This window comes from Nonomuraea sp. NPDC049309, from assembly GCF_043196965.1.
Classification (GTDB): domain Bacteria; phylum Actinomycetota; class Actinomycetes; order Streptosporangiales; family Streptosporangiaceae; genus Nonomuraea; species Nonomuraea fastidiosa.
Genome location: NZ_JBICSH010000001.1, coordinates 1,832,048 through 1,857,352, shown reverse-complemented (window position 1 = coordinate 1,857,352; position 25,305 = coordinate 1,832,048). Strand labels below are relative to the sequence as shown.

Annotated in this window: 24 protein-coding genes and 1 pseudogene; 12 read left to right on the top strand and 13 right to left on the bottom strand. The window is 72.3% G+C overall.

Annotation, left to right across the window (positions count from 1 at the left end):
* Window positions 1–191 precede the first annotated feature (191 nt).
* From ACGFIM_RS08410 to aspS, 5 genes are all read left to right on the top strand, one after another.
* Window positions 192–812: a TetR/AcrR family transcriptional regulator gene (locus ACGFIM_RS08410; protein ID WP_393196682.1), complete on the top strand. Its 621-nt coding sequence runs from the start codon at window positions 192–194 to the stop codon at window positions 810–812.
* Between the two features lie 21 nt (window positions 813–833).
* Window positions 834–2,207 carry a carotenoid oxygenase family protein gene (locus tag ACGFIM_RS08405; protein WP_393196679.1) on the top strand — a complete coding sequence of 458 codons (1,374 nt, stop codon included), beginning with the start codon at window positions 834–836 and terminating at the stop codon, window positions 2,205–2,207.
* 53 nt (window positions 2,208–2,260) lie between these two features.
* Window positions 2,261–2,917, top strand: coding sequence for a (d)CMP kinase (cmk, locus tag ACGFIM_RS08400; protein WP_393196676.1), 657 nt, complete (start codon window positions 2,261–2,263; stop codon window positions 2,915–2,917).
* A gap of 39 nt (window positions 2,918–2,956) precedes the next feature.
* Window positions 2,957–4,345: a ribosome biogenesis GTPase Der gene (gene der / locus ACGFIM_RS08395; protein WP_364054490.1), complete on the top strand. Its 1,389-nt coding sequence runs from the start codon at window positions 2,957–2,959 to the stop codon at window positions 4,343–4,345.
* Window positions 4,346–4,613: 268 nt separating this feature from the next.
* Window positions 4,614–5,918 (top strand): aspartate--tRNA(Asn) ligase, encoded by a 1,305-nt coding sequence (aspS, locus tag ACGFIM_RS08390; protein ID WP_393196673.1) that lies wholly within the window; start codon window positions 4,614–4,616, stop codon window positions 5,916–5,918.
* Window positions 5,919–6,054: 136 nt separating this feature from the next.
* Here aspS and ACGFIM_RS08385 read toward each other — a convergent pair whose 3' ends face one another.
* The 3 genes from ACGFIM_RS08385 to ACGFIM_RS08375 form a co-directional block, all read right to left on the bottom strand.
* Window positions 6,055–7,866: an MFS transporter gene (locus tag ACGFIM_RS08385; protein WP_393196670.1), complete on the bottom strand. Its 1,812-nt coding sequence runs from the start codon at window positions 7,864–7,866 to the stop codon at window positions 6,055–6,057.
* Window positions 7,867–8,031: 165 nt separating this feature from the next.
* Window positions 8,032–8,679 (bottom strand): LppX_LprAFG lipoprotein, encoded by a 648-nt coding sequence (locus ACGFIM_RS08380; protein WP_393196667.1) that lies wholly within the window; start codon window positions 8,677–8,679, stop codon window positions 8,032–8,034.
* Window positions 8,680–8,738: 59 nt separating this feature from the next.
* Window positions 8,739–9,197: a MarR family winged helix-turn-helix transcriptional regulator gene (locus ACGFIM_RS08375; RefSeq protein ID WP_393196664.1), complete on the bottom strand. Its 459-nt coding sequence runs from the start codon at window positions 9,195–9,197 to the stop codon at window positions 8,739–8,741.
* 33 nt (window positions 9,198–9,230) lie between these two features.
* Here ACGFIM_RS08375 and ACGFIM_RS08370 point away from each other — a divergent pair, with 33 nt between their 5' ends.
* Window positions 9,231–10,157 (top strand): cation diffusion facilitator family transporter, encoded by a 927-nt coding sequence (locus ACGFIM_RS08370; protein WP_393196661.1) that lies wholly within the window; start codon window positions 9,231–9,233, stop codon window positions 10,155–10,157.
* Between the two features lie 143 nt (window positions 10,158–10,300).
* Here ACGFIM_RS08370 and ACGFIM_RS08365 read toward each other — a convergent pair whose 3' ends face one another.
* Window positions 10,301–11,692: an aminopeptidase P family protein gene (locus ACGFIM_RS08365; protein WP_393196658.1), complete on the bottom strand. Its 1,392-nt coding sequence runs from the start codon at window positions 11,690–11,692 to the stop codon at window positions 10,301–10,303.
* A 128-nt stretch (window positions 11,693–11,820) separates the two neighbouring features.
* Here ACGFIM_RS08365 and ACGFIM_RS08360 point away from each other — a divergent pair, with 128 nt between their 5' ends.
* The 4 genes from ACGFIM_RS08360 (at window position 11,821) to ACGFIM_RS08345 (ending at window position 15,489) form a co-directional block, all read left to right on the top strand.
* Window positions 11,821–12,249 (top strand): CBS domain-containing protein, encoded by a 429-nt coding sequence (locus ACGFIM_RS08360; RefSeq protein WP_393196655.1) that lies wholly within the window; start codon window positions 11,821–11,823, stop codon window positions 12,247–12,249.
* 125 nt (window positions 12,250–12,374) lie between these two features.
* Entirely contained in the window at window positions 12,375–13,025 is a 651-nt protein-coding gene (locus tag ACGFIM_RS08355) for a hypothetical protein (protein ID WP_393196653.1), read from the top strand.
* Window positions 13,026–13,102: 77 nt separating this feature from the next.
* On the top strand, window positions 13,103–13,876 hold the full coding sequence (locus ACGFIM_RS08350; protein ID WP_393196651.1) for a cyclase family protein: 774 nt from the start codon (window positions 13,103–13,105) through the stop codon (window positions 13,874–13,876).
* A complete protein-coding gene (locus tag ACGFIM_RS08345; RefSeq protein ID WP_393196648.1) occupies window positions 13,873–15,489 on the top strand; it encodes a thiamine pyrophosphate-binding protein in 1,617 nt (538 codons plus the stop codon). Before ACGFIM_RS08350 ends, ACGFIM_RS08345 begins: the two co-directional genes overlap by 4 nt.
* Window positions 15,490–15,542: 53 nt before the next feature.
* Here ACGFIM_RS08345 and ACGFIM_RS08340 read toward each other — a convergent pair whose 3' ends face one another.
* The 3 genes from ACGFIM_RS08340 to dhaK all read right to left on the bottom strand — a co-directional run bounded on the left by ACGFIM_RS08340 (window position 15,543) and on the right by dhaK (window position 17,588).
* Window positions 15,543–15,905: a PTS-dependent dihydroxyacetone kinase phosphotransferase subunit DhaM gene (locus tag ACGFIM_RS08340; protein WP_393196645.1), complete on the bottom strand. Its 363-nt coding sequence runs from the start codon at window positions 15,903–15,905 to the stop codon at window positions 15,543–15,545.
* Window positions 15,906–15,987: 82 nt separating this feature from the next.
* Complete coding sequence (gene dhaL, locus ACGFIM_RS08335; protein WP_393196642.1) at window positions 15,988–16,611, bottom strand: dihydroxyacetone kinase subunit DhaL; 624 nt, start codon at window positions 16,609–16,611, stop codon at window positions 15,988–15,990.
* Window positions 16,608–17,588, bottom strand: a complete 981-nt coding sequence (dhaK, locus tag ACGFIM_RS08330; RefSeq protein ID WP_393196639.1) for a dihydroxyacetone kinase subunit DhaK — start codon at window positions 17,586–17,588, stop codon at window positions 16,608–16,610. Before dhaK ends, dhaL begins: the two co-directional genes overlap by 4 nt.
* 239 nt (window positions 17,589–17,827) lie before the next feature.
* On the opposite strand from dhaK, the gene ACGFIM_RS08325 reads away from it, so the two are divergent.
* On the top strand, window positions 17,828–18,577 hold the full coding sequence (locus ACGFIM_RS08325; protein WP_393196636.1) for a lysophospholipid acyltransferase family protein: 750 nt from the start codon (window positions 17,828–17,830) through the stop codon (window positions 18,575–18,577).
* Window positions 18,578–18,899: 322 nt separating this feature from the next.
* Here the strand turns inward: ACGFIM_RS08325 and ACGFIM_RS08320 are convergent, their stop codons facing one another.
* On the bottom strand, window positions 18,900–19,706 hold the full coding sequence (locus tag ACGFIM_RS08320; RefSeq protein ID WP_364054448.1) for a serine/threonine-protein kinase: 807 nt from the start codon (window positions 19,704–19,706) through the stop codon (window positions 18,900–18,902).
* A 367-nt stretch (window positions 19,707–20,073) separates the two neighbouring features.
* Here ACGFIM_RS08320 and ACGFIM_RS08315 point away from each other — a divergent pair, with 367 nt between their 5' ends.
* Complete coding sequence (locus ACGFIM_RS08315) at window positions 20,074–20,313, top strand: hypothetical protein (protein WP_393199760.1); 240 nt, start codon at window positions 20,074–20,076, stop codon at window positions 20,311–20,313.
* A 240-nt stretch (window positions 20,314–20,553) separates the two neighbouring features.
* Here the strand turns inward: ACGFIM_RS08315 and ACGFIM_RS08310 are convergent.
* The 5 genes and pseudogenes from ACGFIM_RS08310 to ACGFIM_RS08290 form a co-directional block, all read right to left on the bottom strand.
* Window positions 20,554–20,637, bottom strand: a pseudogene (locus ACGFIM_RS08310) (hypothetical protein); the annotation flags it as partial.
* Between the two features lie 293 nt (window positions 20,638–20,930).
* Window positions 20,931–21,566, bottom strand: coding sequence for a DJ-1/PfpI family protein (locus ACGFIM_RS08305; RefSeq protein ID WP_393196633.1), 636 nt, complete (start codon window positions 21,564–21,566; stop codon window positions 20,931–20,933).
* A 5-nt stretch (window positions 21,567–21,571) separates the two neighbouring features.
* Window positions 21,572–22,534: a GlxA family transcriptional regulator gene (locus ACGFIM_RS08300; protein WP_393196630.1), complete on the bottom strand. Its 963-nt coding sequence runs from the start codon at window positions 22,532–22,534 to the stop codon at window positions 21,572–21,574.
* A gap of 187 nt (window positions 22,535–22,721) precedes the next feature.
* Window positions 22,722–24,347 (bottom strand): L-glutamate gamma-semialdehyde dehydrogenase, encoded by a 1,626-nt coding sequence (pruA, locus tag ACGFIM_RS08295; protein ID WP_393196627.1) that lies wholly within the window; start codon window positions 24,345–24,347, stop codon window positions 22,722–22,724.
* A complete protein-coding gene (locus tag ACGFIM_RS08290; protein ID WP_393196624.1) occupies window positions 24,348–25,265 on the bottom strand; it encodes a proline dehydrogenase family protein in 918 nt (305 codons plus the stop codon).
* Window positions 25,266–25,305 lie beyond the last annotated feature (40 nt).

Here is a 25,305-nt window from a genome sequence, read left to right as displayed (position 1 = left end):
GCCTGATGCCCTGCAATCACGATAAGTAACGACTTGCTCGCAGAGAGTGGGTAGATCCCGTTTTGGGGTGTTAGTTCCGGCTCTGTGAGACGCGCCCCGCTCCGCGTGCGCCCCGGCCGTCCCGTTGACAGGCCGGGTGGTCTCGCGTACAAAGATCGGTAACAGTGTTACCGACAAGAAACGGCGTTACCGTGAGCACCCCGTACCAGGAGGCCCAGCGCCAAGGGCAGGACGTCGTCCGGGCGACCATCCTCGAAGCGGCCAAGAACCTGCTCATCAACGAAGGGCCGGCGGCGCTGACCGTGCGGCGCATCGCGTCCGAGGCCGGCTGCTCCACGAAGGTCATCTACACGCTCTTCGGCGGCAAGGACGGCCTCAGCGAGGCCCTCTGGCTGGAGGGCTTCGCCCGGCTGGAGCGGCGGCTGCTGGACGTGCCGCGCGACGGCGGCCCGCTCGACCGGCTGATGGCCATGCTGGCCGCCTACCGCGACCATGCGCTGGCCGAGCCCGACTACTACCGCGTGATGTTCCTCGGCGCCCTGCCGGGGTTCAAGGCGGGCGAGGAGGCCGTCCGGACCGCCAAGCGCACGTTCGGCATGCTCGTCGCGGGCGTGGCCGCATGCCTGGAGGCGGGGGAGCTGGCCGGGGCCGAGGCGGCGGAGATCGCCGACCTGCTCGGGATGGCCGTGCACGGGGCGGTCAGCCTGGAGATCTCCAGCTACTTCGACGAGGCCGACGCCCCGGCCCGCTACCGGCTGCTGTGCACCTCGGTGCTCACCCCGTTCATGACCCGGGACGAACGCCGCACCTGATCACGACAGGAGAGGGAGAGCATGAGCACCACACCGTTCACCGGCGGCTTCGCCCCCGCCACCGAGGAGATCACCGCCGTCGACCTGGAGGTCACCGGCCGCATCCCGGCCGAGCTGAACGGCCGCTACCTGCGCAACGGCCCCAACCCGATCAGCCTCGACGACCCGGCCGCCGCCCACATGCTCCTCCCCGAGGGCATGGTGCACGGCATCCGGCTGCGCGACGGCCGCGCCGAGTGGTACCGCAACCGATGGGTGCGCAGCGCCTCCGTCGCCGAGCGGCTCGGCGAGGAGCCGCGCTCCGGGCCGGTGCACGCCGGCCTGGACCTCGCGCCCAACACGCACGTGATCGGGGTGGCCGGGCGCACGTTCGCGACGCAGGAAGGGGGAGCGCGGCCGTACGAGCTGACGTACGAGCTCGACACGATCGGCCCGTGCGACTTCGGCGGGAGGCTGCCCGGCGGCTACACCGGCCACCCTCACCTCGACCCGGTCACCGGCGAGCTGCACGCGATGGCGTACTTCTTCGGCTGGGACCACCACCAGCACATCGTCATCGACGCCAAGGGCGAGGTCGCACAGGTCACCGAGATCCCCGTCCCCGACGCGCCGATGATGCACGACTTCGCGCTCACCGAGCACTACGTGGTGATCTACGACCTGCCGGTGACGTTCAGCATGGAGCAGGCCGAGAAGGGGACGCCGCTGCCCGTCGCGTGGAACGACGACCACACGCCGCGCCTGGGCCTGCTGTCGCGGGCCACCGGTGAGGTGCGCTGGTTCGAGGTGTCGCCGTGCTGGGTGTTCCACACGCTCAACGCCTACGAGGAGGGCGAGGCGGTGGTCGTGGACGCCGTGCGCTACCCCAAGCGGTTCGTGGGCGGCCGGCTGGATCTCGGGGGCGCGCCCACGCTGGACCGCTGGCGCATCGACCTGCGGACGGGGAAGGTGACGGAGACCCGGCTCGACGACCGGCCGCAGGAGTTCCCGCGCATGGACGAGCGCCGCACCGGACGGCCGTACCGCTACGGCTACACGGTCGCCACCTTCGACGTGGAGGAGCGCTTCTACCCCGGCGCCACCGACCTGAAGGACATGCCGGACGCGGCGTTCGACAACACTTTGATCAAGCACGACCTGACGACCGGCACGCGGGAGACGCGGCGGATGGGGCGCGAGGCGTACGCGGGCGAGCCGGTCTTCGTCCCGGCCGGCGACGGCTCCGGCGCGGCCGAGGACGACGGCTACGTGCTCGCCTACGTCAACGACCCCGGCAGGGGAGCCGCCGATCTGGTGATCCTGTCCGCGCAGGACTTCACCGGCGAGCCCGTCGCCACCGTGCATCTTCCGGTACGCGTGCCGCTCGGCTTCCACGCGAGCTGGATCGCCGACTGACCCGGAGGCGGTAGCCTCTTCCAGGCAAGCCGAAACGTGAAGAGGGAGAGGCCGTGGCCGGTCTGGTCGTCGCGATGGACGGCCCTTCGGGGTCGGGTAAGTCGAGCGTGTCGCGCGGGGTCGCCCGCGCGCTGGGCCTGCGTTACCTGGACACCGGGGCGATGTACCGCGCGATGACCTGGTGGATGCTGCGCGAGGGCGTGGACCTCAGCGATCCGGCCGCGATCGCGGCCCGCTGCGCCGAGCCCGAGATCGTCTCCGGCACCGACCCCGACGGCCCCACCATCCACGTCGACGGCGTCGACGTGGCGGGGCCGATCAGGGAGGCCGACGTGACCGGCGCCGTCTCGCTGGTGGCGGCGGTCCCCGAGGTGCGCGCCCGCCTGGTGGCGCTCCAGCGCGAGATCGCCGGCGATGGCGGCATCGTGGTGGAGGGCCGCGACATCGGCACGGTCGTCTGCCCCGACGCCGCCGTCAAGGTCTACCTGACGGCCAGCGCCGAGGCCCGCGCCCTGCGGCGCAGCGCCGAGGTGGCCGGCTCGACGGTGGAGGCGCAGCGCGAGGCCATGGCCAGGCGTGACACCCTTGACTCGACACGGAAGACAGACCCGCTCTCGATGGCGGAGGACGCCGTCGAGCTCGACACCACCCACCTGACCTTGGACGAGGTCATCGCGGAAGTGTTGAGACTGGTCAAAGAGCGCACCTGACCCGAAGTCCGGTGCGGGACTCACAAAGGACGATGAACAGTGACAACGGGGGATTGGGTCGAGGCCGACCTCGAAGACCTTGAGATAGGCGAGCACGAGGACAGCACGCCGCTGCCCGTCGTGGCCATCGTGGGCCGGCCGAACGTCGGCAAGTCCACGCTGGTCAACCGCATCATCGGCCGCCGCGAGGCGGTCGTCGAAGACGTGCCGGGCGTGACCCGCGACCGCGTCACCTACGACGCCAACTGGCGGGGCCGCCGCTTCACCGTGGTCGACACCGGCGGCTGGGACCCCGATGCCACGGGCATGAACGCGCGCATCGCCGAGCAGGCGCAGGTCGCCGTCGAGCTGGCCGACGTGATCGTGTTCGTGGTCGACGCCACTGTGGGCGCCACCGACGCCGACGAGATCGTCGGCTCCGTCCTGCGCCAGTCGGGCAAGCCGGTCGTGCTGGCCGCCAACAAGGTCGACAACCAGCAGCTCGAGCTGGAGGCCAGCGCGCTGTGGTCGCTCGGGCTCGGCGAGCCCCACCCCGTCTCCGCGCTGCACGGGCGCTCCAGCGGCGACCTGCTCGACGTCGTGCTCGACCTGCTGCCCGAGACGCCGAAGGTCACCTTCGACGGCGAGCGCGGGCCCGCCCGCGTGGCGTTGCTCGGCAAGCCCAACGTCGGCAAGTCCTCCCTGCTCAACAAGCTGGCGGGGGAGGAGCGCGTGCTCGTCGACCCGATGGCCGGCACCACCCGCGACCCCGTCGACGAGCTGATCGAGCTGGGCGGGCGCACCTGGCGCTTCGTCGACACCGCCGGCATCCGGCGGCGCGACCGCGAGCTGCAGGGCGCCGACTTCTACGCCGCCATGCGCACCCGCGCCGCGCTCGAACGCAGCGAGGTCGCGGTCGTGCTCATCGACGCCAGCCAGCCGCTCACCGAGCAGGACCTGCGCATCATCGGCCTGGTCATCGAGTCGGGCCGGGCCATGGTGGTCGCCTTCAACAAGTGGGACCTGCTCGACGAGGACCGCCGCTACTACCTGGAGAAGGAGATCGACCGGCAGCTCGTCCGCACCCCGTGGGCGCTGCGCGTCAACATCTCCGCCAAGACCGGCCGCCACCTCGACCGGCTCGTGCCCGCCCTGGAGAAGGCGCTCGACTCCTGGTCCACACGGGTGCCGACGGCGCGGCTCAACGCGTTCCTCACCGACCTGGTGCGCGAGACCCCGCCGCCGGTGCGCGGCGGCAAGCAGCCGAAGATCCTCTTCGCCACGCAGGCGGCCATCGAGCCGCCCAAGTTCGTGCTGTTCACCTCCGGCTGGCTGGAGGACACCTACCGGCGCTTCATCGAGCGGCGCATCCGCGAGGAGTTCGGCTTCGCCGGCTCGCCCATCGAGGTGACGATGAAAATCCGGGAGAAGCGCAAGAAGGACAAGTGATAGGGTCGCCGGCAAACGTTGACGGAGACGAGTAGCCGCGGGACCCACGGCCGCAGAGAGCCGCCGGTAGCTGCGAAGGCGGTGCCGTGACCCGCCGGTGAAGACACTCCTGAGTGCGGGGAGGAAATGCCCCGCCGGCCGGCCCCCGTCATCGGGCCGTAACGAGGCCGCCCCCGCTCGCCGGGGGCGGTGAAAGTGCGGTGGCACCGGGAGTCTCCCTTCTCCCCCGCACTCCCAAGGGATCATGCAATCCTTCGCAGGAGTTGTGATGATCTCTCGTGTTCTGTCGGCGGAGCTCGCTGAGCACGCCGGGCAACGAGTGACGATCGCCGGCTGGGTCCATCGCCGCCGGCGGCTGAAGTCCGTGTCCTTCCTCGTCGTACGCGACCGCGCCGGGCTCGCCCAGGCCGTCACCGCGAACGACCCGCCATCCGGAACCCGTCAGGCCGGGCCGTCCGATTGGGGCCTGCCCGCCGAAGAGACGGTGGTCGCGGTCACCGGCACCGTGGCCGCCAACCCGCAGGCGCCCGGCGGCCACGAGCTGGTCGAGCCCTCGATCGAGGTGCTGGCCCGGCCGGGCGCGGCGCCGCCGTTCGACCTCTACCGGCCCGCCGTCACCGCGGCGCTGCCCACCGTGCTCGACCACGCGCCGGTCGCGCTGCGGCACCCGCTGCTGCGGGCGCCCCTGAAGATCGCGGCCGCGGGCGTCGCCGGGTTCCGCGAGACGCTCGACCGGCTCGGATTCACCGAGATCCACACGCCGAAGATCGTCGGCTCGGCCACCGAGTCCGGCGCGAACGTCTTCGCCATCGACTACTTCGGCAGGCCCGCCTACCTCGCGCAGTCGCCGCAGTTCTACAAGCAGGCGATGGTCGGGGTGTTCGAGCGGGTCTACGAGGTCGGTCCCGTCTTCCGCGCCGAGCCGCACGACACCGTACGGCACCTCGCCCAGTACACCAGCCTGGACGCCGAGCTGGGCTTCATCCGCGACCACCGGGACGTGATGGCGGTCCTGCGCGAGGTGGTGGCGGGCATGCTGGAGTCCGTACGCCGCCGGGCCGCGCCCGCCGTCTCGCTGCTCGGCCTGCGCCTGCCCGAGGTGCCCGCCGAGATCCCGGTCGTGCACTTCACCGAGGCGCAGCGGCTGACCTGCTCGTCCGAGCCCGACCTGTCGCCCGCGCAGGAACGGTGGCTGTCGGAGTGGGCCGATCGCGAGCACGGGTCGGAGTTCCTCTTCGTCACCGGTTACCCGATGGCCAAGCGGCCCTTCTACACCCACCCCGACCCGCACCGGCCCGGCTACACCAACGGGTTCGACCTGCTCTTCCGCGGCCTCGAACTCGTGACCGGCGGGCAGCGCCTGCACCGCTACGACGACTACGTCCGCGCGCTGGCCGCCCGTGGTGAGGACACCGGGCCGTACGAGGGGTACCTCCAGGCGTTCCGGTACGGCATGCCGCCGCACGGCGGCTTCGCCCTCGGCCTCGAACGCTGGACGGCCAGGCTCACCGGCGCCGCCAACGTCCGGCAGGTCGCCGCGTTCCCGCGCGACCTGCACCGCCTGACGCCCTGAACCCCGCCGAGGGGCGGCCTCTTCGCGCCGGGCCGCCCCGCAGCGGGGCCGACTCCCGCCCCCGGCGGTCCGCCTCCCGGCGGCACGCCGGCCGTCACCGCCCGCCCGTCAGCGGCGGAGCCGGCACGTGGGCCTTTCAGCGGCGGGCCGGCATGCGGGCGGCCACCGCCGCACCCAGCAGGCAGATGACCGCCGTGACCAGGAACATCTCGGTGTACTCGGTGTGCAGCGCCGCCTGCACCAGCTCGGTGTACTCGGCGAGCTGACGCCGGTACGTCTCCGCGTCCACCCCGAACGGCAGCGGCGTGTCCAGGTGCGCCGTCAGCGACTGGAACCGGGAGAACCCCCACGCCGACACGGCCGCGATGCCGATCAGCATGCCCATCATCCGCGCCACCACGACCGCCGCCGACGCCACGCCGTGCTGGTCCGCCCGGCTCACCCGCAGCACCGCCGATGACACCGGGGCGATCACCAGGCCGAGCCCCAGGCCCGCCAGGACCAGCGTGAGGTCCACCGTCAGGCCCGCCTCGGCCAGGTCGGGCGGCCAGCGGCTCATCAGCGCGTAACCGGCCGCCGCGGGCACCATGCCGGCCACCGCCACCACCCGCTCGCCCAGGCGGCGGGCCAGCAGCCCGCCCACGAACGCCGCCACCGTCAACGCCGCCAGGAACCTCGCCAGCACCAGCGACGCACCCAGCTCGTCCGCGCCGAGCAGGGTCTGCGCGGCGATCGGCACGAACACCATCGTCACCAGCAGCGCCGCCCCCGCCAGGAAGCTGACCCCCAGCGTGGCCAGCAGCGGGCCCTTAGGGGTGCCGGTCAAATCGAGCAGGCGTACGGGGGAGCGCACCTCCCACCACACGAACCCGGCCCCGGCCACCACGCTCGCCCCGATCAGCGGCAGGCCCCACGGCGGGAGCACGCCTTCGGCCGGATCAGGGTTGTAGAGCCCCGCGATCAGCAGCGCCAGCGTCACCGCCAGCAGCCCCCCGCCGACCACATCCACCCGCCCCGTCTCCGCACCCGCCCCTGCGGTCGCCTCCGCGTCCGTGGGTGCGGCTGTCTCCGCGCTCGCGCCTGGGGCTGTCTCGGCGCCCGCGCCTGCGGTCGCCTCCGCCTCCGTGCCCATGCGCGCCTCGCCCGCTCCTGTGGCCGTTGCCGCGAGTGCGTCGGTTCGCCTCGCTCCGTCGGTTGCGACGGGGCGGGCGGGCGCGACGGCTTGAGCGGGTCCGGTGTGTGCGGCCACCGCTGGGTGCGCGGCCGTCTGCGAGGCGACCGGGGTGCCGCTCTCGCCGGAAGGGCTCGGCAGGCGTACGAGGCGGCCGGGTGGGAGAGCGCGGTGGATGGCGAACGCGGCGAGGGCGGCGAGCGGGACGTTGATCCAGAAGATGGCGTGCCAGCCGCCCAGCTCGACCCCCGCGACCACCGTGCCGGGGATCCCGGCGAGCAGGCCGCCGTACAGGGGCCCGAGCGCGCTGCCCAGCTCCTGGGCGGCCCCGACGGCGCCGAGGGCGACGGAACGCTCGCGCTCCTCCCACAGGTCGCCGATGACCGCCATGGTGATCGGCAGCAGCGCACCGCCCGCGACCCCCTGCACGGTGCGCCCGGCCACCACGGTGATCTCCCCGGCGGCCAGCGCGGTCAGCACGGAGCCGACCGCGAAGGCGGCCAGGCAGGCGTGGATGAGCGGGCGGCGGCCGTACCGGTCGGAGAGCCGCCCGAGCAGCGGCATCGCGGCGACGTACCCGAGCAGGAAGCCCGTGACGATCGGGGTGGCGCGTTCGAGGCGGTTGAGCGGGATGCCGACGTCCTCGGCGATGCCGACGAGGACCGTCACCACCACGTACGCGTCGAGCGCGGCGAGCAGCACCACCGCGCCGCCCGCGCCGAGCACCACCCGCCGGGCGCGCCTCACCGCGCCCTCCGGCGAAGCCCCCGCACCCATCAAGCCCTCCCCGTCACGATCAACCCGTCTCGACCAAACCCGTCCCGATCAAACCCGTCTCGATCGGGCTCGTCCCGATCAGGCCCATCTCGATAAGGCCCGTCCCGATAAGCCCGTCAGGATCGAACCTGTCAGGCCCGGCGCGCTTCCGGCCGGAACGCGACCTCACTCCGCGGGCGGCTTGATCGTGACCGGCGCGTCGTAGTCGCTGAACGACACCGTCACCGTGCCGCCCTGCAGCGGCAGGCTGGCCTTGGTGAGCCTGCCGCTGGCCTGGTCGATCCAGATCGTGGCGTTCACGCCCTGCGTGACACCGGGAACGATCTGGCCGACGACGTTGCCGGGGAAGGTGGTGGCGACCCGGTAGGAGCCGTTCTCGACGGCCTCCACCTTGGGGTCGGTGCCGGAGGCGAGCAGCTGCGCGACGCCCTTGGTGGGCTCCAGGATGACGGACGGGTCGTAGATCTGGGCGAGCTGCTGCCGCGTCATCTTCTGGAAGCCGCCCGTGGCGCCCTTGAAGTGAACGGTGTCGCCGACCACCGCGAAGGTGACCTCGAGCAGGTTGCCCAGCGCCTCCAGCGTGATCGTGCCGTCGGCGTCCCCCTCCGCCGTGAGCCGCCCGTCGGCCTTCTTCAGCGGCACGTTCGGCTTGCCCTCGGTCGCGATGGAGAAGGCGGCCGACTTCACCGTCTTCATGGCGTCCACGGCCTTCTTCATCACGTCGGGCCCGGCCGGCAGCTCCTGCCCCGCGCCGCCTGACGAGCACGCCGCCGCGAGCGCGAGGACCGCCACGATCAGTAGCTTTCTGAGCATGACCGGATGCTAGCCAGCGCGGGGATCACGCGTGGCGGCTCGCGCATATCGGTTGGGTGTCAGCGCAGCTTCTTCAGGTGCTCGATGATCGGCGTGTACGCGCTCACGAGCGCGTCGAGCTGGTCGTCGGTGAGCCGGTCGACGAAGTGCTCGCGCACGCCCCGCACGTGGTGGGGCGCCACCCGCTGGATGGTCTCCCAGCCCTCGTCGGTCAGCACCGCGTACGTGCCCCTGCGGTCGTCGCGGCAGTCCTCCCTGACGACCAGGCCCTTGGCCTCCATGCGGGAGATCTGGTGCGACAGCCGGCTGCGCGACTGGATGGTGACGTCGGCCAGCTCGCTCATCCGCATGCGGCGGCCGGGGCTCTCGGAGAGGTTGACGAGGATCTCGTAGTCGTTGAGCGAGAGCGAGTGCGCGTGCAGCTCGCGGTCGAGCCGGTGCATGAGCAGCTTGTGGACCGCCAGATGTGTACGCCAGGCACGTTGTTCTGCAGGCGACAGCCAGCGGGGCTCACTCACGCACTCAATCTAGCGCACGTAAGGTTGGGCGCTATGGGCGAGAAGTCTGGCGAGAGCCTGGGCACGGTGCTCGTGGCGGGCGCCGCGAACCTGGCGATCGCGGCGGCGAAGCTGATCGCCGGTCTCATCGGTGGCTCGGCGGCGATGCTGTCGGAGGCGGCGCACTCCGCCGCCGACACCGTGACCGAGCTGCTGCTGCTGGTGGCGGTGCGGCGGTCGGGCAAGCCGGCGGACCGGCGGCATCCGTTCGGGCACGGCAAGGCGGGGTTCGTCTGGGCCTTGATGGCGGCGGTGGCGACGCTGGTGGGCGGGGCCGGGTTCTCCATCACGCACGGCCTGCACGAGATCGGCCACGGCGAGGAGCTGGCCAACCTCATCCCCTCGTACGTCGTGCTGGCCGTCGCGTTCGTGCTCGAAGGCACCTCGTTCCTCAAAGGGGTGGCGCAGCTGCGCCGCGAGGCCGGCCGGTACGGCATCCCGCCCCTGCGGCTGGTGCGGGTGACCTCGGACACGGCGCTGAAGGCCGTGCTGTTCGAGGACGGCGCCGCGCTCATCGGGCTGCTGGTGGCCGCAGGAGGGCTGCTCGGCTCACAGCTCACCGGCTCGGCGCTCTGGGACGGCGTCGCCTCCGTCGTGATCGGCCTGCTCCTGCTGGTCGTCGCGGTCACCCTGATCAGGACGAACCTGTCGCTGCTCATCGGCCAGGCCGCTCCCGAGAGCGTCGAGAACGGCATTCGCGCCGTGCTGCTCGACCAGCCCGAGGTGGCCGGCGTGGTCGAGCTGCTGACGATGGTGATCGGGCCGGGCGCGGTGCTGGTCGCCGCCAAGATCGACTTCCATGACGAGGCCACGGCCCGCGGCGTCGAGAAGGCGGCCGACGAGGTGGAACGCCGGCTGCGCGAGCGGTTCCCCCAGGTGCGGCAGGTGTTCCTCGACCCCACGCCGACCTGCCGCCGCTGATCACTTCTCGGCGGGCTCGCCGTCCAGGCAGTCCTGGTCCTCCGATGCCGCGGCCACGATCGCGTACGCGGTCGCCTCGCCCAGCGAAACGTGCCCGGCCTCTCAGAACAGGCCATCACAGCAGGCCCGTCACAGCAGGCCCGTCAGAGGAGCCCGCCCATCCAGGACTCGATCTCGTCGGGGTGGCGGGGCAGGCCGTCCGACAGCATGACCGCGCCGTCCGCCGTGATCAGCAGGTCGTCCTCGATGCGCACGCCGATGCCGCGCAGCTCCTCCGGCAGCGTCAGGTCGTCCGGCTGCAGGTACAGGCCCGGCTCGACGGTCAGCACGTTGCCCTCCTCCAGCACGCCGTCCAGGTAGACCTCCGCCCTGGACTTCGCGCAGTCGTGCACGTCGAGGCCCAGCATGTGGCCGCTGCTGCAGAGCGTGTAGCGGCGGTACAGGCCGGTCTCCATGAGCGTGTCCGTCGACTCCTTGAACAGCCCCCACTCGCGCAGCCCGTCGCAGATGACGCGCATCGCCGCCAGGTGGAAGTCGCGGAAGCGGGCGCCGGGCCGCAGCGTCGCGATGGCCGCCGTCTGCGCCTCGTACACCAGCTCGTACACCTGGCGCTGCACCGGGCTGAAGCGGCCGGACAGCGGGATCGTGCGGGTCACGTCGGCGGTGTAGAGGGTGTCGGACTCGACGCCGGCGTCCATGAGCAGCAGGTCGTCGCGGCGCAGCGCGCCGTCGTTGCGGATCCAGTGCAGCACGCAGGCGTGCGAGCCCGAGGCCACGATGCTCTCGTAGCCGACCGCGTTGCCCTCGAGGCGCGCCCGCAGGCCGAACACGCCCTCCAGGTACCGCTCGCCGCGCGAGTGGCCGAACGCCTGGGGGAGCGCGCGCACGACGTCCTCGAAACCGCGCACGGTCGCGTCCACCGCCGAGCGCAGCTCGCCCACCTCCCACTCGTCCTTGACCAGCCGCATCTCCGACAGGAACGACTCCAGCTCGGCGTCGCCGTCGCCGCGCTCGACCCGCGCGTCCACCGACGGGTCCACGCCGCGCAGCACCCGCGCCGGGCCCGTCAGATCGAGGTCGCGGATGTGGGCGCACTCGATCTGGTACAGCTCGGACGCCTCCGCCAGGTCGGGGCGCGGCCCGGCCCAGAACTCGCCGTAGCGGCGGTCGCGGTAGAACTCCTGGCCCTCGGCACGCGGGGCGCGCGGCCTGACGTACAGGACGGCCTCGCCGGACGGCTCGATCACCAGCACGTCGTCCGACTCGTTCGCCCCCGTCAGGTACGAGTACGCGCTGTGCGGCCGGAACCGGTAGTCGCAGTCGTTGCTGCGCACCTTCAGCGTGCCCGCCGGGATCACCAGCCGCTCGCCGGGGAAGCGCTGCGCCAGCGCGGCCCGCCGCTTGGCCGCCCACGGCGCGATCGGCCGGGGCGCGATCTCCGCCCGCCGCTCGCTCGCCCACCCGGTCCGCATGAACGCGGCGAGTTCCTCGGTGACGGGCAGATCATGGCTTCCGGTGTTGAGCCGCTCGGTCATTTCTCACGGTCCCTGAGTGACGTGTCGGGTTCGTACGCAGGCAGCCTACGGGACCGCTCGACCGGCTTCTCACCCGCTTGTTTGCTCTGGACACGGGCCTGGAACACTGAGGGACAGAGGTGGTGCACATGCTCATCGGTACGATCCTTCGGAACAAGGGCAGCGACGTGACCTGCGTGGCACCGTCCGCCACCGTCCGCGAGCTGCTCGCCAAGCTCGCCGAACGCAACATCGGGGCGGTGGTCGTCTCCTCTGACGGGGTGACGATCGAGGGCATCGTCTCCGAGCGCGACGTCGTACGCCGCCTGCACGACCGGGGCGCCGCCATCCTCGACATGCCGGTGTCGTCGATCATGACGACCGAGGTGACCACGGTGGGGCCGCAGGAGAACGTCGACTCGCTGCGCCGCACCATGACCACCCAGCGCTTCCGCCACATGCCCGTCGTCGACCAGGGCCGGCTCGTCGGCATCGTCAGCATCGGCGACGTCGTCAAGAGCGCCATCGAGGAGCTGGAGACGGAGAAGGCCTCGCTCGTCGACTACCTGCACCGCTGACCCGGCCCGTTCAGGGGTGACAGCGTGAGGCTGACAGTGCTGGGCTGACAGTGCTGGGCTGACAGTGCTGGCTGACAGTGCGGGGTTGACAGTGCGGGGTTGACAGGGGTGGCACGCTGAGACCCGTGATGTACGGGCCGCCTCCCCCTGACTACCCGCAATACCCCCGTGCGACGAGCAGCCCGCCGATCATCGTGCTCGTCGCGGGGCTGGCCGCGCTGCTGGGCTTCCTGCTGGGGGTGTTCGTCGGGCTGGGCGCCGGCTCCTCGTCGTCGAGCGGCGAGCCCGCGCCGAGGGTGACGGTGACGGTCGAGAAGAGCCGGACGCCTCCCGCGGACACCGGGCTTCCCGCGCAGCCGACGCAGGGCGTACCCACCGATCCCGCCCAGATCCCACCGGCGCAGACACCTCCTGTACAGACGCCGCCTGCCGAGAGCCCTCCCGGGCAGATGCCGCCTGCTCAGAGTCCACCTGCCCAGGGCCCGCCTGACCAGCCGCCGGCCCAGAGCGTGCCCGCGCGGACGCAGCCCGGCGGCGGGGCGCTCACCAACTCCGCGTCCCTGCGCACCCTCCGCGTCGGCGTCGACATCCAGCCCGGCACCTACCGCACCAGCGGACCGGCCGCCGGGTTCACGATGTGCTACTGGGCCAGGCTGCGCGACGAGAGCGGCGACGTGATCGCGGCCGGCATGCCGAGCGGCGCCGCCGTGGTCACCATCCAGCCCACGGACAAGGCGTTCCAGACCGGCGGCTGCACGGAGTGGACCAAAGCCTGACGCGCCGGGAATCGGCGTGTTTGCTCTGGTAAGGCGGGCGTAGGAGGATGCGGCTCAGCCCTACCAAGGAGGAAGACATGTCGGTGTTGCAGAGCTTCGTGGACAGCGTGCGCAGCGGGGCGATCGAGGTGATCGACCTGACCGCGCCACTCACCGCGGAGACGCCGATCCTCCAGCTGCCCGAGCCGTTCGCCAACACGATCCCGTTCCGGCTCGAGGAGATCAGCCGGTACGACGACCGCGGCCCGGCGTGGTACTGGAACGACATCCACACCGGTGAGCACACGGGCACGCACTTCGACGCCCCCGTCCACTGGGTCACCGCCCGCGACGGGCAGGACGTCTCCCAGGTGCCGGCCCGCAGCCTCATCGCGCCCGCCGTCGTGCTCGACTTCGCCGCCGAGGCGGCCAAGGACCCCGACTTCCTCCTCCAGATCGACCACGTCAAGGAGTGGGAGCGCGCCAACGGCCCGCTCCCCGACGGCGGCTGGCTGCTCTACCGCACCGGCTGGGACGCCCGCTCCGGCGACCAGGCCGCGTTCCTCAACGCCGACGAGAACGGCCCGCACACGCCCGGCATCTCCGCCGAGTGCGCGCAGTGGCTGGCCTCCGAGACGCCCATCCTCGGCATCGGCGTCGAGACCGTCGGCACCGACGCGGGCGCCGCCCACTCCTTCGACCCGCCGTTCCCGTGCCACTCCTTCCTCCTGGGCGCGGGCAAGTACGGGCTCACCCAGCTCCGCAACATCGACCGGCTGCCCGTCACCGGCGCCGTCGTGGTCGCGCCGCCGCTGCCCATCGTGGGCGGCTCCGGCAGCCCTGTCCGCGTGCTCGCCCTGGTGGAACGTTGATCGTCGCGGAGGCCGTCGGCCGCGCCCTGGCCGCCTGCGGGGCCGAGACCGCGTTCGGGGTGGTCGGCAGCGGCAACTTCCACGTCACCAACGCCCTCGTGGCCGCCGGCGTGCGCTTCGTCGCCGCCCGCCACGAGGGCGGGGCCGCCACCATGGCCGACGCCTGGGCCAGGATGAGCGGCCGGCCCGGCATCGTCTCGGTGCACCAGGGCCCCGGGCTGACCAACGCGCTGACCGGCATCACCGAGGCGGCCAAGAGCCGCACGCCGCTGGTCGTGCTCGCGGGCGAGGCCACAGAGCCGCAGTCCAACTTCCACATCGATCAGGCCGGGCTCGCCGCCGCGGTGGGCGCGGTCGCCATGCGGGCCGCCGACCCGGGCGAGGCGGCCGCACAGGCGGCCCGGGCCTACCGGGTGGCGGCGGGGGAGCGGCGCACGGTGCTGCTCAACCTGCCGCTCGGCGTCCAGGCCGCGCCCTGCTCCGGCGACCTCGACGTGCCCGGAGAGCCCGCGGCGCCCCGCGCCGCGCCCGAGATCGGCGAGCTGGCCGCCGCGCTGGAGTCGGCGGACCGGCCGGTGTTCATCGCGGGCCGCGGCGCCCGGCACGCCCGCCGCGAGCTGGAGGCGCTGGCCGAGCGCACCGGGGCGCTGCTCGCCACCTCGGCCGTGGCGAAGGGACTGTTCCGCGGCAGCCCCTGGGACCTCGACGTCTGCGGCGGCTTCGCCACCCCGCTCGCGGCCGAGCTGATCAGGGACGCCGACCTCATCGTGGGCTGGGGCTGCGCGCTCAACATGTGGACCACCCGCCACGGCACGCTCGTCTCGCCCGGCGCCAGGGTGGCCAAGGTGGACCTCGAACCCGCCGCGCTCAAGACCCACGTGCCCGCCGACATCGGCGTCGTGGGCGACGTCGCCGAGGCCGCCGCCGCCCTCGCGCAGGCGGTGCCGCGGCGCGCCGGCTACCGCACGCCCGAGCTGGCCGCGCGCATCGAGGCCGAGGGGCGGTGGCGGGCGGTGCCGTACGAGGACGACGGCGCCGGCGGCAGGATCGACCCCAGGACGCTCACCATCGGCCTGGACGACCTGCTGCCCGCCGAGCGCGTCGTCGCCGTCGACTCCGGCAACTTCATGGGATACCCGTCGATGTTCCTGGACGTGCCGGACGAGAACGGGTTCTGCTTCACCCAGGCGTTCCAGTCCGTCGGTCTCGGCCTCGCGACCGCGATCGGCGCCGCGCTCGCCAGGCCCGACCGGCTCCCCGTGGCCGCGCTCGGCGACGGCGGCCTCCTCATGGGCCTCGCCGAGCTGGAGACCGTGGCCCGGCTGGGGCTGCCGATGGTGATCGTCGTGTACGACGACGAGGCCTACGGCGCCGAGGTGCACCACTTCGGCCCGCACGGCCACCCGCTCGGCACGGTCACGTTCCCGCCCGCCGACCTCGCCGCCATCGCGCGCGGCCACGGCATGGACGCCGTCACCGTCACCCGCCGCGAGGACCTGGCCGGCGTCTCCGCCTGGCTCTCCGGGCCCAGGGACCGCCCGCTGCTGGTGCACGGCAAGGTGACAAGGGAGCGCGGCTCCTGGTGGCTGGAGGAGGCGTTCAAGGGCCACTGACGGTTCCCGCCCGTCCTCCGAGGTCTTGCGCCCGCCGCCGAGGGGCGCCCGTGTCAGAACTTGCGCTGGGTGCGGGCCTCCTCGGCGGCCGCCACGACCTCGGCCAGCGGCTCTCCCGCGCCCGCCGTCACCGCCGCCGCGATCGCGCCCTCGATGAACGGCACATCGGCCACCACCGCCTTGCCCTCATCGGCCAGCAGCCGTGCGTTCAGTACCGAGCTGCCGATGTCGGGGATGAGCACCACCCCGTCGCCCGTGTCGACGCTGCGCACCGCCGCCTCGATCAGCTCCACGCTGCTGCCCAGCCCGCCGTCGGCCGTCCCGCCCGCGGCCGCCACCGGCACGTCATCGCCCGCGATACCCCGGACCAGCCGTACCGCCTCGGTCGCCAGCCCGGCACTGTGTGAGATCAGCACCACGCCCACCATCACAGCGCCTCGCAGCCCAACGATCGCACCGCCTCTCCAGAGCCCGGCCACGAGCGCGCGCCCGCGGCCCTCATCCCGCCACGCTCGCCAGCGCTTCGAGCAGCAGCGCCGCCGAGGCGGCACCCGGGTCCTCGTGGCCGATGCTGCGCTCTCCCAAGTAGCTCGCCCTGCCCTTCTTCGCCTGCATCGGGATCGTGGCCTTCGCCCCCTCCAAGGCCGCGTCCGCCGCCTTGACCAGCGCCTCGTGCACGCCCACGCCGTCGCGTACGGCCAGCGCCAGCGCGCGGGACGCGGGGGTCAGCGCGTCCACCATCGTCTTGTCGCCCGGCGTGGCCTTGCCCAGCCGCTCGATCGCCACCACGCCGTCCTCGAACGCCGCCGCGAACCCCGCGAGCGTCACCGGCGACTCCCGCAGCGCCCTGCCCATCTGCCGGAACAACGACCCGTACAGCGGACCCGCCGCGCCGCCCACCCGGCGGATCAGGATCGAACCCGCCGTCGTCAGCACCTCCGACGGCGAGCCTGGAGGATCGTCGGCCAGCGCCTTGCACACCTCCGAGAAGCCGCGGTCGAGGTTGGTGCCGTGGTCGGCGTCGCCGATCGCCGCGTCCAACCTGGTCAGTCGGTCGCGTTCGCGGCGGATCAGCCTGGCGCTCTCCTCGAACCAGGCAACGAACAGATCGGTGTCCATCATCGCCCCCAGCGCAGTCCCGGCGTCTCGACAGGCGCGTCCCACAACCGGGTGAGCTCGTCGTCCAGCAGGCAGACGGTGACCGAGAAGCCCTGCATGTCGAGGCTCGTCACGTAGTTGCCCACGAGCGAGCGCGCCACCCTCGCCCCCTTGCCTTTGATGTACGCGGCCACCTCGCCGAACACCACGTACAGCTCCGACAGCGGGGTGGCGCCCATGCCGTTGACCATGACCAGCAGGTCGCCGCGCAGCGGCATGTCGCCGTGGATCGCGTCCATCGCCAGGCCCGCGAGCTCGCGCGCCGGCGCCAGCGGCACCCGGCTGCGGCCCGGCTCGCCGTGGATGCCGATGCCCAGCTCCACCTGGCCCTCCGGCAGGTCGAAGATGGGCTTGCCGGCGGCGGGCGGCGTGCAGGAGGTCAGCGCGATGCCGAAGGAGCGGCTGCGCTGGTTGACCTCCGTCGCCACCGCGGCGACCTCCTGCAGCGGCCGGCCCTCCTCCGCGGCCGCGCCGGCGATCTTCTCCACGAACAGCGTCGCGCCCGTGCCGCGCCGGCCCGCCGTGTAGAGCGAGTCCTGTACGGCGACGTCGTCGTCCACCAGCACGCTCGCCACCTCGACGCCCTCGACCAGGTCGGCCGCCATCTCGAAGTTGAGCACGTCGCCGGTGTAGTTCTTGACGATGTGCAGCACCCCGGCGCCGCCGTCCACGGCCGTGGTCGCCTCGATGATCGGGTCGGGCACCGGCGAGGTGAAGATCTCGCCGCAGCAGGCGGCGTCGAGCATGCCGTAACCGACGAACCCCGCGTGCAGCGGCTCGTGCCCCGAACCCCCGCCCGACACCAGGCCCACCTTGCCCGGCCGCGGCCCCGCCGCCCGATAGACCACGTTGTCGCGGACCCGCAGCGACGGGTGAGCCGCGGCCATGCCGTTCAATGCGTCCTCAACGACGGAATCAGCCGTGTTGATGAGCTTCTTCATGGTCAGAACATCTGCCCTTTTTCACGACCGCGCAAGCGTCATGGCGCAGGCGGGATGGATATTCCAGGCAAGGTCATGGCGTGGGTGAGGTGGATGTCGGCCCAGGTGTCGTGGCGTGGGCGGGGTGGACGTCGTGTACGCGACGGCCGGTGCGAGCCCGCAGGCCAGGGGCCGTCCTGGCGCGGATGGCCGGGCTCCCCACGTCCGCCGGACCCGCCCGGGTAGGTTACGGTCTGCTCATGGCTGAGATCGTGTACCCGCCGGTGATCGCCGCCGCGCGGACCCTCTTTCGCGTGCTCGACATCCGCTTCCACATGGAGGGGACCGAGCATGTGCCGCGGTCGGGGGGAGCGGTGCTGGTCAGCAACCACATCAGCTACCTCGACTTCATCTTCGCCGGGTTCGCCGCGCTGCCGTCCAAGCGGCTGGTGCGCTTCATGGCCAAGGAGGACGTGTTCGAGCACCCGATCTCCGGCCCGCTGATGCGCGGCATGCACCACATCCCGGTCGACCGGGGCGCGGGGGCCGGCTCGTACGCCACCGCCCTGCGGATGCTCAAGGCCGGCGAGGTCGTCGGCGTGTTCGCCGAGGCCACGATCAGCCGCTCGTTCACCGTCAAAGAGATCAAGAACGGCGCGATCCGCATGGCCCAGGCCACCGGCACGCCCGTCATCCCCGTCGCGCTGTGGGGCAGCCAGCGCCTGTGGACCAAGGGGCGCCCGCGCAAGCTGCTGCAGCGGCACATCCCCATGACGATCCTGGTGGGCGAGCCGATGTACCCCAAGCGCGGTGAGAACGTCACCGATCACGTCGCCGACCTGCGTGGGCGGCTCACCGAGCTGGTGGACAGGGCGCAGCGCACGTACCCGGAGATCCCGCCCGGCGTCTGGTGGCAGCCGGCCCACCTCGGCGGCACCGCCCCCACCCCCGAAGAGGCCGAGGCCATGGACGCCGCCGAGGCCGAGGCTCGCGCCAAGAAGGAAGGCTGAGGCCCCGACAAGGGCCGGAGCGCCCGTGTCTTGCGCGCCCCCGGAAAGGCGGCGCCGTGTCTTGCGCTCCTCCGGAAAGGCGGCGCGCCCGCGGCTTACGCAGAAAGCCCGCGTCTCACGCGGAAAGGCGGCGCGCCTGCGGCTTACGCAGAAAGCCCGCGTCTCGCGCGGAAGGGCGGCGCGCTCGCGTCTCACGTGGAAGGGCGGCGCGCTTGGGTCCTACGCGCTCCGAAGGGCGGCCGTACGACGGCGGGACGCGCGCACCCCCGGCTCCCGCCTCGGCCGGCGCTCGGCGGCCGAGGCGGGAACCGGAACGGTGGGGTCAGATGGCCGCCTGGTAGGCGCTGGCGCGCATGCCGGCCAGCAGGCCCGCCGTCTGCTCCAGGGTGAACCTGCGCACCGGGTCGTGGTGCAGCAGGCCCTCGATGAGCGGGCGCATGATCCCGGCGCGGCGCGGTGGCGGGTAGGGGCCGCTGCGCGCCATGCCGAGCACGGTCGCCGCGTCCTGGCCCGGGTAGGGCGGCTGGCCCTCGATGGCGCTGTACAGGGTGGCGCCGAACGACCACATGTCCGCTTCCTTGCTGGCCGGCCCGCCGTGCAGGCGCTCGGGCGCCATGAACGCCGGCGTGCCGCGCAGCCGCCGCGACGTGGTCATGCGGATGTCGCCTTCGGCTGTCGCTATGCCGAAGTCGGTGAGCACCACCCGGTCGCCCGTCAGCATGACGTTGGCGGGCTTGACGTCGCGATGGAGCACGCCCGCCTCGTGCGCGGTGCGCAGCGCCGCCAGCAGGTGCTGGCCGATCGCCGCCACCGACTGCGCGGGCAGCGTGCCCACCTGCGAGAGCAGCTGGTGCAATGAGAGCCCGTCGAGGTACTCCATCACGATCCAGAGCTTGCCGCCCTCCTCGATCAGGTCGTGCACCGTCACGATATTGGGGTGGCTGAGCCCGGCGGCCATCCTGGCCTCACGGAGCACCCTCCGGCGCACCATCTCGACCTCGCCGGTAAGGGTCAGCTCCTTGAGCGCCACCGTACGGTGAAGGAGCTGATCGAACGCCCGCCAGACAACTCCCATACCCCCACGACCGGCCTCCTCGTTCAGGAGGTACCGTCCGCCGATCTGCCGCATACCATCCCCTCATGCTCGGGGATAATCATGTCACTTCCGTACAGGCTCTTGGGTGCCTAACGTGATCCGGATATGTCGGAATGTGCGGCGGTGCTGGTCGGAGGCGCGGAAAACCGATCCGACAAAGCACGCCACAGCGGCCCGACAGCCACCAAACATACTCCAGCCGCGCCTGTGAGGACGGCAGGAACCCCGGTGAATTCGGCCACGACGCCTCCGAGAGCCGCTCCGAGCGGCATCGAGCCCATGCCGATGAGCCGGTACGCCGAGTTGACCCGGCCGAGGAGCTCCACCGGGATGAGCCGCTGCCGGGCCGAGATCACCAGGACGTTGACCGCCGCGCCGGCCACGCCCCAGAGCAACGGCGGTGGGGCAGAGGACCCACGGGGACGGCACGAGCACGGGCGCCGGGAGCAGCAGGCTGGAGATCATCCAGCCGACCAGGAGCATGCGGAGCTCCCCGAACCGCCGCGTCGCCCGCTCCGACGGCAGCGACCCCGGTATGGCGCCCGCCGCCAGCGCCGTGGTCATCAGGCCGTACTGGGCGGGCTCGAGCCCGATCGCCGGCCCCTCGCCGACCGCCCAGAGCGCGAAGACGCCGAAGTAGGCGGCGTTGGCGACGTTGGCCGCCCCGGCCGTGAGCGCCAGGCCGCGCGGCACCCGGTGCGACCACAGGAACGCCGGCGCCTCCTTGATGGAGGTCCGCATCGGCCGTACACGGTCGGGTGCGGCCGGCGCGTACGTGCCCCGCATACCCGGCAGCGGAGAGATCGGCGAACACCTCGCTCACTCCGGCCGGCAGCACCGCCGCGAGCAGCACCCGGTAGCCGAGCGAGCCCGTGACCGCGAGCACGGTGACCAGGGCCGGCAGCGCGGCGCGCGCGAGGTTGGCCCGCACCATGATGCGCCGCCGGTCGGTCCTGCCGGCCACCGCGCCCGCGTACAGCGCGAGCAGCAGCCACGGCAGCGTCGTCGCCCGCCGGGCGGCTTCGCCTACGGCGATCGGCCCGGCGACCCCGAGACCGCCAGGGCCCTCGACCACCTGCTCGACCACCTGCTCGACCACCTGCTCGACGACGTGGTCCGCCGGCGGGGGGACGAGCCGGCCCGCCGGCGGCGGATGCGCGGCGAGGCGCCGGAGGAGTGGGTGGCGGTGGCCGGCTTCGGCCGCTCGCCCGTCCACCCCGTTTTGCCGTGGTGCGGTGGGGGCGGACAGGCCGGCTGTCAGGCGGGGACGTCGGTCAGGAGGTGGAGTGCGCGCTCGGGGATGCCTTCCGGGGCGGTACGCAGGGAGCCGGACGTGAAGGGCGGCTCGGGGTCGTATTCGATGGCGAGCTGCACGGCCTGGGCGGTGGCCTCGTCGGCGGCCTGGCCGAGGAGGGAGAGCGCCATGTCGATGCCCGCCGACACCCCCGCCGCCGTGACGATCTTGCCGGTCGTGACCACGCGCGAGCTCACCGGCTCGGCGCCGTACTGCTCGAGGAGGTCGAGAAGCCCCCAGTGGCCGGTGGCGGGCAGGCCCTTGAGGATGCCGGCCGCGCCGAGCAGGAGCGAGCCGGTGCAGACGGAGGTGGTCCAGCGGGTGTGCTCGTGCGCCTGCCGGATCCAGCCGACCAGCGCCTCGTCGGAGAGCACGTCGAGGGTGCCGGTGCCGCCGGGCACCAGGATGACGTCGGGCGTGGGCACCTCGTCGTAGGTGGCGGTGGCCTCGAGCCGGAACGTGCCCCAGTCGTCGGAGACGGGCCCGCGCTCGGCGGCGACGAGCGTGACGGAGAACCCGGGCGCCATGCTCAGCACCGTGTAAGGCCCGGCCACGTCAAGCGCGGTGAAGCGGCGGTAGAGCGGGATGGCGACGTGCATGAGGATTACCTCTCCTTCGACTGGAACCGGCGCCGGTGGTCGCCGGGGGAGGTCCGCCAGTGCCGCCTGAAGACGCGGTAGAGGGTCTCAGGGGAGCCGAGCCCGGACTCCCTGGCCACGGCGTCGAGCGGCAGCGAGGTGATCTCCAGGAGCCGCCTGGCGGTGTCGGCGCGGCTGCGCTCGACGTACCGGCCGGGTGACATGCCGGTCTGGGCGGTGAAGACGCGGGAGAAGTGGCGCTGGCTCATGCCGGCCCGCGCGGCGAGCGCGGGCACGCTGAGGTCGGCGGCCGGGTTCGCGTCGATGAAGCTCTGCAGCTCCCTGAGCGGCTCGCTGCGCGGCGTCAGCGCCCGCATGGCGGTGCTGAACTGGCTCTGCCCTCCGGGCCTGTGCAGATAGACCACGAGCCCGCGGGCGACCTTCCGGGCGAGGTCGTGGCCGTGATCCCGGGCGACGAGGGCGAGCGCGAGGTCCACGCCGGACAGCACGCCCGCCGACGTCCACACGTCGCCGTCCTCGATGTAGAGGGGGTCGGCGTCCACGTCCACGCCGGAGTAGCGGCTGCGCATGTCGTCGGCGACGAGCCAGTGCGTGGTGGCGCGCCGCCGTTCGAGCAGGCCGGCCTCGGCGAGCAGGAACGCGCCGTTGCACACCGACGCGGTACGCCGCGCCCGGGTCGAGATCCGGGCGATCTGCCCGATCAGCTCGCCGTCGGCCAGCCGCTCGGGCACGGACGGCCCGCCCGCCACCATCAGCGTGTCCACCGGTTCGCTGATCCCGGCGAGCGGCCGGGTCGTGACCGTCACGCCGTTGCCCGCCGTGACCTCGCCGCCCGCCGCCGACCCCACCTCGACGGCGTAGCCCGCCTCGGGCCTGATGTGCGTGGCGGTGCCGAAGACGTCGGCCGGCCCGGCCATGTCGAGGAGCTGGAAACCGGGGAAGACGACGATGAGGACTCGTCGCTGCATGCCTTCCATGCTGGTGGCGGCCCTGCGAGGGCGTCAATGACACGATCCTTGCACTTCATGCCATCAGAGCACGCACCGAAGCCGTGCCGGTGGCCGGGAGCCGTGCCGGGATGTCCTGGCGCCGTGCCCAGGAACGCCGAGAGCCTCCCGGGGCAGGACCGGGAGGCTCTCAGCTGTGATGGGCGGTTCAGCCCATGTGCGGGTAACGGTGGTCGGTCGGAGGCACGAACGTCTCCTTGATCGCGCGGGCGCTCACCCACCGCGTCAGGTTGTGGATCGAGCCCGCCTTGTCGTTGGTGCCGGAGGCCCGGCCGCCGCCGAACGGCTGCTGGCCCACGACGGCGCCGGTCGGCTTGTCGTTGATGTAGAAGTTGCCGGCCGCGAAGCGCAGCCGCCGGGAGGCGTCGGCGATGGCGAACCGGTCGTCGGCGACGATCGAGCCGGTCAGCGCGTACGGCGCGATGCCCTCCATCTGGTCGAGCACCGTGTCGTAGTCGCCGTCGTCGTAGACGTGCACGCCGAGGATCGGCCCGAAGTACTCCTTGACGAAGATCTCGTCGGTGGGGTCGGCGCACTCCAGGATGGTCGGCTTGACGAAGTAGCCGACGGAGTCGTCGTACGAGCCGGTGAGCACGTCGATGTTCCCGGCCGCCCGCGCCCGGTCGATGGCGGTCTTGTGCTTGGCGAAGGCCCGCGCGTCGATGACCGCGCCCATGAACGTCGACAGGTCGCCCGCCACGTCGCCCACGGTCAGCGACTCGGCGGTGGCGACGAAGTCGTCACGCATGCGGTTCCAGATCGAGCGCGGCACGTACGCGCGGGAGGCGGCCGAGCACTTCTGGCCCTGGTACTCGAAGGCGCCCCTGATCAGCACGGTGGAGAGCACGGCCGGGTCGGCGGAGGGGTGGGCGAGCACGAAGTCCTTGCCGCCCGTCTCGCCGACGAGGCGCGGGTAGGAGCGGTAGCCGGAGATGTTCTCGCCGACGGTCCGCCACAGGTGCTGGAACGTCGCGGTGGAGCCGGTGAAGTGGATGCCGGCCAGCGCCGGGTGGGTCAGCGCCACCTCGGAGACGGCCTGCCCGTTGCCGGTGACCATGTTGATGACGCCGGGAGGCAGCCCGGCGGCCTCCAGCAGCCGCATCGTGAAGTGCGCGGCGAACTGCTGGGTGGGCGACGGCTTCCAGACGACGACGTTGCCCATCAGCGCCGCGGAGGTCGGCAGGTTGCCGGCGATGGCGGTGAAGTTGAACGGCGTGATCGCCAGCACGAAGCCTTCGAGCGGGCGGTACTCCATCCTGTTCCACACGCCGGGCGAGGAGATCGGCTGGTCGGCGTAGAGCTTGCGCGCGTACGAGACGTTGAAGCGCAGGAAGTCGATCAGCTCGCAGGCCGAGTCGATCTCCGCCTGCTGCACCGACTTCGACTGCCCGAGGATGGTCGCCGCGTTCAGCGTCGCCCGCCACGGCCCGGCCAGCAGGTCGGCGGCCCGCAGGAAGATCGCCGCCCGGTCGTCGAACGACATCGCGCGCCAGGACGGCGCCGCCGCCAGCGCGGCGTCGATGGCGTCCTGCACGTCCCGGGCCGTAGCGTCGTTGGTACGGCCCAGGACGGAGGCATGGTTGTGCGGCTGCACGACGTCGATGGGGGCACCGCCGCCCGGACGCTGCTCGCCGCCGATGGTCATGGTGAGCTCGGCCGTCGAACCGGTCAGCTCCTTGATACGGTCCTCCAGCGCGGCCCGCTCGGGGCTGCCGGGCGCGTAGCCGTACACGCGCTCGTTCGCGGGCACGGGGACGTTGCTGATGGCATCCATTTACTTACCCCCAAGGGCACGAAGGAAGAAGGCGACGTTGGCGGGGCGCTCGGCCAGGCGGCGCATGAAGTAGCCGTACCAGTCGTCGCCGTAGGGGACGTAGACGCGGACCGTGTGGCCTGCCCCCGCCAGGGACTCCTGTAGGTCGGTCCTGATTCCGTAGAGCATCTGGAACTCGTGGTCGCCGATCGTCCGGCCGAACCGGTCGGCGAGCAGCTCCGTGATCGCGATCATGCGGTCGTCGTGCGTCGCCACCATGGGGTACCCCTTCCCCGCCATGAGGATCCGCAGGCATCGCACGTACGCCCTGTCGACCGCGGTCCTGCCCTGGTGCGCGACGGAGGCGGGCTCGCGGTAGGCGCCCTTGACCAGGCGTACGCGGGAGCCCTCGGCGGCGAGGTCGCGGCAGTCCTGTTCGCTCCTGAACAGGTACGCCTGGATCGCCACCCCCGTGTCGGGGTAGTCCTCGCGCAGCTTGCGCAGGATCGTCAGCGTGGAGTCGACCGTGGTGTGGTCCTCCATGTCGAGCGTCACGGTGGAGCCGTTGGCCGCGGCGGCGGCGCAGATCTCGCGGGCGTGCTCCAGCGCCATCGACTCGTCGAGCCGCTGCCCGATGGCCGACAGCTTGACCGACACCTCGCCCCGCCTGCCGAGGTCCAGCGGCCTGATGGTCTGCAGCAGCGTGATGTACGCGTCGGTGACCGCCTCGGCGGCCCGCGCGTCGAGCGTCTCCTCGCCGAGATGGTCGACCGTGACGGCGAGCCCCGCGTCGCGCAGCCGCTCGATGGCGTCACGGGCCTGCTGAACGCTCTCACCCGCGACGAACCGCTTCACGACCCTCTTCGTGAGCGGGAAGCTTGAGACGGAACGGCGTACGAGCCCGCTCCGCGAAGCGGCGAGCAGCAGTTGACCCAGCATGCTTCGAGTCTAAAAAGCCAGCTCAGAGGGGGCCATCGAC